Raw genomic sequence first — 6,510 nt, forward strand, 5'->3', positions numbered from 1 at the left:
ATGGCCGCCAGCAAATGCAGCAGCATCCAGATAATGGAAAAACCCAGCAGGGGCGGCAGCCCGCTTTCCGCCAGAAGCCCGATGGAAAACAGGGCCGACAGGCGCGGCATCAGCACACCCAGCCCCCCCAGACGGTGCAGTACCAGGGCACCGGCCTCACGCTCCATCGCATCCATGGCACGCGCCATGAACATCCATGTCAGCAGCGTGCCCACAACCAGCATGAACGTACGGCTGGCGCACGTGGCCATGGCAGGCAGGTCATCGGCGCGGGCCAGCAGGCCCAGCCCCGCCAGCACGATCACCAGCGCGCCCGTGCCCCCCAGCAGTCCCGTCATGACCCTGCGCCCGTCACCCGCGCACAGCGCCCGCCACGACGCCGTCATGTACAGCCCGCAGCCCGCCACGATCAGCACGCCACCCCAGCGCATGTCCGCCACCATGCCGCCAGCAGGCAGGTGTCCCCACAGCGCCATGGCGGCGATCATCGCGGCGATATCGGCCATGTGAAAGGGACGCAGCCCACGCGGTGATACGCGCGGGGAAAAGGAAAGGCCCAGCAGCCCGCGCGTGGCCAGCCAGCACAGGCCGGGCAGCAGCCAGTCCGCATGGGCCGGAAACACCAGCACCGCCACCATAAGCAGCAGGGCAATCAGGTCGGGCGCCTGGCGGGCATCCATGCGCGGCCCATCATCATGCGGGACATGCGCACGCGCGATCAGCACCCATCCCGCCCCCATGCAGGACAGGGCCGGCCCACCGATCACCGCAAGGGCCGCCCCGGCGCAGGCCGCAAGGTCACGCCCGCGGGATGCCGCGAACCCCACGATGCCCAGCGGCGCCAGCAGGGCGATATCACGCGCCCCGGAGGAAAAACCGGCCCATGGCACGCCCCCGCCGGGCAAGCCGACCCCAAGGCATGACAGGACGGCCATGGCGCATATGGCCAGCCACCCGCCGCGCAGGACGGGCACCATTCCCGCAGCCGACCGTGGCCAGCAGACCGGCAGGACACCTGCCACCCCCACCAGCAGTACGGTTACGACAAGGATGACAGGAATGATGACGGTCCTCCCGCATGCCGCCCGGAGGAGGCCGGGCGGGTCAGATCATGGCCAGCGGCTCCTTGCGGCGCGGCGGCGCTATGGCTTCATCAATCTCCGCCAGATCATCGCGCGTCAAGGTGATCTCGGTCGCGGCAAGGTTTTCATGCTGATGGCGCGGGCTGCCCGCCTTGGGAATGGCCAGCACGTTTTCCTGCCGCAGCACCCATGCCAGCGCGATCTGCGCCGTGGTCGCAGGCCCAAGGGACGTCGTGTGCCGCTGCGCGATGCGCTTCAGCACCGGCGCGCGCAGCAGGTCACCCCCCTGCCCCAGCGGGGAATAGGCCATGGTCACGATGCCCGCGTCCCGGTCACGTTGCAGCAGGTCGAATTCAACGCCACGGTAATCAAGGCTGTACAGCACCTGGTTGGCCGCACAGGGCGTGCTGGCCGGTGTGCTTTCGATCTCACGCATGCCATCGGCATCAAAGTTGGACACACCCCAGCTACGGATCATGCCCGCATCAATCAGGTCATCGAAGCCGGCCAGCGTTTCCTCCAGCGGCACGCTTCCGGGCCAGTGCAGCAGGTAGAGGTCAAGATGGTCGGTGCCCAGACGCTTCAGCGATGCGGCACAGGCCTTGCGCACGCCATCGCGCGAGGCGTTGGAGGGGACGACCTTGCTGACAAGGAACACGTCGTCACGACGTCCCTTTATCGCTTCGCCCACCAGTTTTTCGGAACGGCCGGAGCCGTACATTTCCGCCGTGTCCACCACGCGGATACCCGCGTCGAGACCTGCATGGATGCTATTGATTTCATCCGCACGGCGGCTGTCGCTGTCCCCCATGTTCCATGTGCCCATGCCCAGCGCGGGCACCGTTGTGCCATTGGGGAAAGTAACCGTCTTCATTGCGCAACCTGCCTTTCGTCCATGTCATCACCCCCACCGTGGCGGAAGGGGGACTATTTACGACGCGCCCAACCTTTGGGCTGCTGTTGCCAGTAGCTCAGTTCATGGCCGCCCTCGCGCCATGCCACCCAGCGTCTGCGCGCGCTTGCGACGGCGGCTTCATCATGGCCATCAAACAGGTCGAACACCCGTTCGAAAGGGGAAAGGTCGGGGACTTCCACCCCATCGAGCAGGAAGGCGAAGGTCGCGCCATTGGGCACGTCCCCGCCTTCCGTCAGCCAGATCGGCTGCCATTGTCCATGCCCCATGGCCTGTGTGCCATGGGGAAGCCATAGCGGGTCGGTCGCCCGCCACAGCCCGTCATCAAGCTCCCGCACCCGTTCCGCTGTCACGCAGCGGACCACCGCCCGCTTGCCTGCCGCCAGCGTACGGCCCAGCAGCGCGGGCAGGACCGCCAGCGCCGGTGAACGCGTCAGGTGATAGAAGCCGATCTGCGCCATGGAGTTCCTTGTTCCGATCCGGCCTGCCGCGCGGGGCAGGCATTACCCTTCGTAATACGTGCCGACCATGCGATCGAGCAGGCGCACGCCAAAGCCGGTCGCCCCCTTGGGCGCGTGCGATGTCGGCTTGGATGTAAACGCCGTCCCCGCGATGTCCAGATGCGCCCACGGCACGTCATTCACGAAGCATTCAAGGAACTTGGCCGCCGTGATCGACCCGCCGGGACGCCCACCGATGTTCTTGAGATCGGCGATGTCCGAACGCAGCAGTTCAAGGTAGGCAGCATCCATGGGCATGCGCCACAGCTTCTCGCCTGTCTTTTCACCCGTGGCCGAAAGGTGGCCCGCCAGTGCATCACTGTTGGAGAACAGGCCCGCGCGCTCGATCCCAAGGCTGACCACGATCGCCCCGGTCAGGGTGGCGAGGTTGACCATGAAGCGCGGCTTGAAGCGGTCCTGCGTGTACCACAGCACATCAGCCAGCACGAGGCGGCCTTCGGCATCGGTGTTCAGCACCTCGACCGTCTGGCCCGCCGCCGTGCGCACCACGTCACCCGGACGCTGCGCATTGCCCGACAGCATGTTTTCCACCAGCCCCACGACACCGACGGCGTTCACCTTCGCCTTGCGTCCGGCAAGGGCCGCCATGGTGCCGACCACGGCGGCGGCGCCGGCCATGTCGGTCTTCATTTCGTCCATGCCGGCGGCGGGCTTGATCGAGATGCCGCCCGAATCAAAGGTCACGCCCTTGCCGACGAAGGCCACCGGGGCATCGTCCTGCGCACCGCCATTCCAGCGCATGATGACCGTGCGCGGCGGCGCGTCACTGCCCTGCGCCACACCCAGCAGCGCGCCAAAACCCAGCTTGTGCATGGCGTCGCGGTCCAGTACCTCGACCTCCACCCCAAGGTCACGCAGGGCAAGGATGCGCTGTTCGAATTCGGGCGGCCGCAGCATGTTCGCGGGTTCGGATACAAGGTCACGGCACAGGCATACCCCGCGCGCAACCGCCGAAAGCGGCTGCCATGCCTGACTGGCGTGCACCGGGTCGGCGCACGCCACGGTCACGTCCGTCAGCGGTCCCGCATCGCCCTTGCGCGGCTGGGTGCGGTACGAATCGAAACGGTAGCTGCCCAGCACGATACCCAGCGCCACATGGGCGGCAAGGTCCGGGGCAACCGTATCCGCCACCACCACGCCGGCCGTTCCCGCATCGGACAGGCCGCGCGCGGCCGCGACACCGGCCTGTTCGGCCACGGTGGCGTCCAGCGCATCCACCTTGCCCAGCCCCACCAGGACCACGCGGTCATAACCCGCGCCGGGGGCAAGCACGACACAGGTTTTTGCAGCATCGAAGCGGAATTTCGCGGCCTTTGCCGCGCGGGTCAGCGCGCCACCCACCGCCACGTCCAGCGCAGCGAAAGCCCCCGCGGGCGCGCCGGGGGCGGCAAGGATGGCAAGGGTGCCGCTGGTGGGCAGGCTTGCATCGGAAAAGGCGATATCGAGCATATGGATCACGGTGCTCCGCTACGAAGGTGTTGGGCCAACAGGATAAATTCCCGCGCCAGCCTATCACGCCCCGGACCGATACACCCCGTCCGGGGCCATCGGCACCGATAAGGGCATGACGGCGCGCCGTGAGTAAGCTAATGCGAACAGCATGAATACGCCATCCATGCCAGCATATGAGGACGGATTCCTTCTGGATCTGGCCCTGCGTCTTGCCGATGAGGCCGCCGACCTGATCCGCGCCATCCGCGCGCGCGGGTTCGCGACCAAGGTCAAGACCGACAGCTCCCCCGTGACCGAAGCCGACCACGCGGCGGAAAAACATATCCTTGCGGGCCTGCGCGCCCATGCCCCCGCCATTCCCGTGGTGGCGGAAGAAGAAGTCGCCGCGGGCATCATGACCGATACCGGGCGTGAGTTCTGGCTGGTGGACCCGCTGGATGGCACGCGGGAATTCGCCGCCGGGCGCGACGACTTCACCGTCAATATCGGCCTTGTGCGCGATGGCCGCCCGGTGCTGGGTGCGGTGGCGCTGCCCGCCTATCACCAGCTTTATGGCGCGGGTGCCGGACGCGGGGCGTTTCGCATCGACGCCAATGGCACGCAGGCCATCCATGTCCGCAAGCCACCGGCGAAGGGGCTGACCGTGCTGGCGTCGCGCCATTACGCCGATGACCCGCGCCTGAAGGAATTCCTGGGCGGGCATACCATAGCCCATCTGGGCAATATCGGCTCGGCAGCGAAGTTCATCCGCGTGGCCGAAGGGCTGGCCGACCTCTATCCCCGCCTTGGCACCACCATGGAATGGGACACCGCCGCCCCGCAGGCCGTTGTCGAGGCCGCCGGCGGGTCCATCACCACGCCGGATGGCAAGGTGCTGGGCTATGGCAAGACAGGCTTTCGCAATCCGCATTTCCTGTGTCGCGGCGCGGCCTGACGCGGGCCCATGCATACACGCCTGCTGCATAATGACCCGCAGGGGATCGCCACCGCCGCAGCGATACTGCGCGCGGGCGGCCTGGTCGCCTTCGGGACGGAAACGGTTTACGGCCTTGGGGCGGATGCGGGCAACGATATCGCCGTCGCCGCCATTTACACCGCCAAGGGACGACCGGGCATCAACCCGCTGATCAGCCATTTCGCCAGTGCGGAAGCGGCCTTTTCACAGGTAGCGGCCACACCGCTGGCCCGTCGGCTGGCCGAACGGTTCTGGCCCGGTCCCCTGACCATGGTGCTGCCGCGTGCTGCGCATTGCAGCATTTCCCCCATCGCCACCGCGGGCCTGCCCACCGCCGCCGTACGGGTCCCGGCGGGGGACACCACGCAGGCGCTGCTGGCGGCATGTGGATTTCCGGTCGTGGCCCCTTCGGCCAACCCGTCGGGCCGGGTCAGCCCGTCCGACGCGCAGCATGTACTGGCGGGACTGGAGGGTCGTATTGACGCGGTCCTTGACTGCGGGCCATGCCGCGTGGGTGTGGAAAGCACGATCATCGACCTCGGTGGCGACACCCCTGTCCTGCTGCGCCCCGGCGGCATTACGCTGGAGGCGCTGGAGGAAGCATGCGGCATGAAGCTGGCCCTGCCCGCGCGCAGCGATGATGCCCGCCCCAGCGCCCCCGGTCAGCTTTCATCGCATTACGCGCCCGGCCTGCCGGTACGGCTGGAGGCAACGGCGGTCGAGCCTGATGAGGCCCTGCTGGCATTCGGTCCCCCGCTGCCCGGTAGCGGGCTGGTATGGAACCTGAGTGAAGCGGGTGATTTGCATGAAGCGGCAGCGCGCCTCTTCGCGGGGCTGCGGTTTCTTGATATGGAGGGTCACCGCCGGGGACTGGTCAGGATTGCGGTGCAGCATGTGCCCGGACATGGGCTGGGCCGTGCGATCCGTGACCGCCTGATCCGTGCGGCCAGCCCGCGAGTATAATAGTTTCAACCGCATGATCCGATCCCGGTGCCCCTGAAATGAGCGACACAATCGACCCCAAGGAACTGAAAATCCTTTCGGATATCCTTGCACTCGTACTGGAAGACCATGCAGGCCAGTCGGAAAACGCACTGGCTGCAATCCGCACGCGGGCGAAAAAGAATCAGGTGACGGGCGGCGCACTGAAAAACCTGTTTGCCGCCATCGCCCCCAATCCCCCCAAAAAGGCGGCGCCAAAACCGCGCGCGCCCCGCGCCACGAAGGCCAGTGCGGCGGCGGCAAAAGAGATTCAGGAGTCGCACCAGCGGATTTCCCAACTGACGGAAAGCATTCGCCGGCTGGACACGGAAATCCGTGACCTGAAGGTGAATAATGGTGCGCTGATGGCGGAACTGAACCAGACGCGGCAGGCCCGTGCCGAAACGCAGGCCGCGCTGTCATCCGCCGTGCAGTACCGCCCCGCCCCGCGCCGTTCGGGCCTGCTGGTGGCGGCGGCGGTGGGTGCGCTGACCGGCTTCGCCCTGACCGAAACGTGGCACCTGTTCATGTCCGGCAGCCCCGCGCAGGCCAGCGCCACCTACCCACCCGTCCATCATCATGGGCAGGCCTGGCTCATGCCACCCG

The 6,510-nt window shown here is 67.0% G+C and carries 6 protein-coding genes and 1 pseudogene; 3 read left to right on the plus strand and 4 right to left on the minus strand.

Annotated features, from left to right (window positions below; translation table 11 throughout):
• From F1542_RS07230 to F1542_RS07245, 4 genes and pseudogenes are all read right to left on the minus strand, one after another.
• Positions 1-977, minus strand: a pseudogene (locus tag F1542_RS07230) (hypothetical protein); the annotation flags it as partial.
• Positions 978-1,104: 127 nt separating this feature from the next.
• Entirely contained in the window at positions 1,105-1,956 is an 852-nt protein-coding gene (locus F1542_RS07235; RefSeq protein ID WP_193732448.1) for an aldo/keto reductase, read from the minus strand.
• A gap of 53 nt (positions 1,957-2,009) precedes the next feature.
• Complete coding sequence (locus tag F1542_RS07240) at positions 2,010-2,456, minus strand: DNA polymerase III subunit chi (RefSeq protein WP_193732449.1); 447 nt, start codon at positions 2,454-2,456, stop codon at positions 2,010-2,012.
• Between the two features lie 42 nt (positions 2,457-2,498).
• Positions 2,499-3,965, minus strand: a complete 1,467-nt coding sequence (locus F1542_RS07245) for a leucyl aminopeptidase (protein ID WP_193732453.1) — start codon at positions 3,963-3,965, stop codon at positions 2,499-2,501.
• A gap of 151 nt (positions 3,966-4,116) precedes the next feature.
• Here F1542_RS07245 and cysQ point away from each other — a divergent pair, with 151 nt between their 5' ends.
• From cysQ to F1542_RS07260, 3 genes are all read left to right on the plus strand, one after another.
• The gene (gene cysQ, locus F1542_RS07250; protein WP_193732450.1) at positions 4,117-4,902 is read left to right on the plus strand and encodes a 3'(2'),5'-bisphosphate nucleotidase CysQ; all 786 of its coding nucleotides are present in this window, start codon (positions 4,117-4,119) and stop codon (positions 4,900-4,902) included.
• Positions 4,903-4,911: 9 nt separating this feature from the next.
• A complete protein-coding gene (locus tag F1542_RS07255) occupies positions 4,912-5,886 on the plus strand; it encodes an L-threonylcarbamoyladenylate synthase (protein ID WP_193732451.1) in 975 nt (324 codons plus the stop codon).
• A 38-nt stretch (positions 5,887-5,924) separates the two neighbouring features.
• Positions 5,925-6,510, plus strand: a 586-nt coding sequence (locus tag F1542_RS07260) for a hypothetical protein (protein WP_193732452.1), incomplete at its 3' end; no start/stop codon positions are given.

Origin of the sequence: Komagataeibacter sp. FXV3 (genome assembly GCF_015155755.1) — a bacterium.
Taxonomy (GTDB): Bacteria; Pseudomonadota; Alphaproteobacteria; order Acetobacterales; family Acetobacteraceae; genus Komagataeibacter.

What these genes read in the sequence shown, in the direction of transcription:
- F1542_RS07240 (WP_193732449.1), bottom strand. Translation starts at nt 2,456, where the DNA reads ATGGCGCAGATCGGCTTCTATCACCTGACGCGTTCACCGGCGCTGGCG.
- F1542_RS07235 (WP_193732448.1), bottom strand. Translation starts at nt 1,956, where the DNA reads ATGAAGACGGTTACTTTCCCCAATGGCACAACGGTGCCCGCGCTGGGC.
- F1542_RS07255 (WP_193732451.1), top strand. Translation starts at nt 4,912, where the DNA reads ATGCATACACGCCTGCTGCATAATGACCCGCAGGGGATCGCCACCGCC.
- F1542_RS07245 (WP_193732453.1), bottom strand. Translation starts at nt 3,965, where the DNA reads ATGCTCGATATCGCCTTTTCCGATGCAAGCCTGCCCACCAGCGGCACC.
- cysQ (WP_193732450.1), top strand. Translation starts at nt 4,117, where the DNA reads ATGAATACGCCATCCATGCCAGCATATGAGGACGGATTCCTTCTGGAT.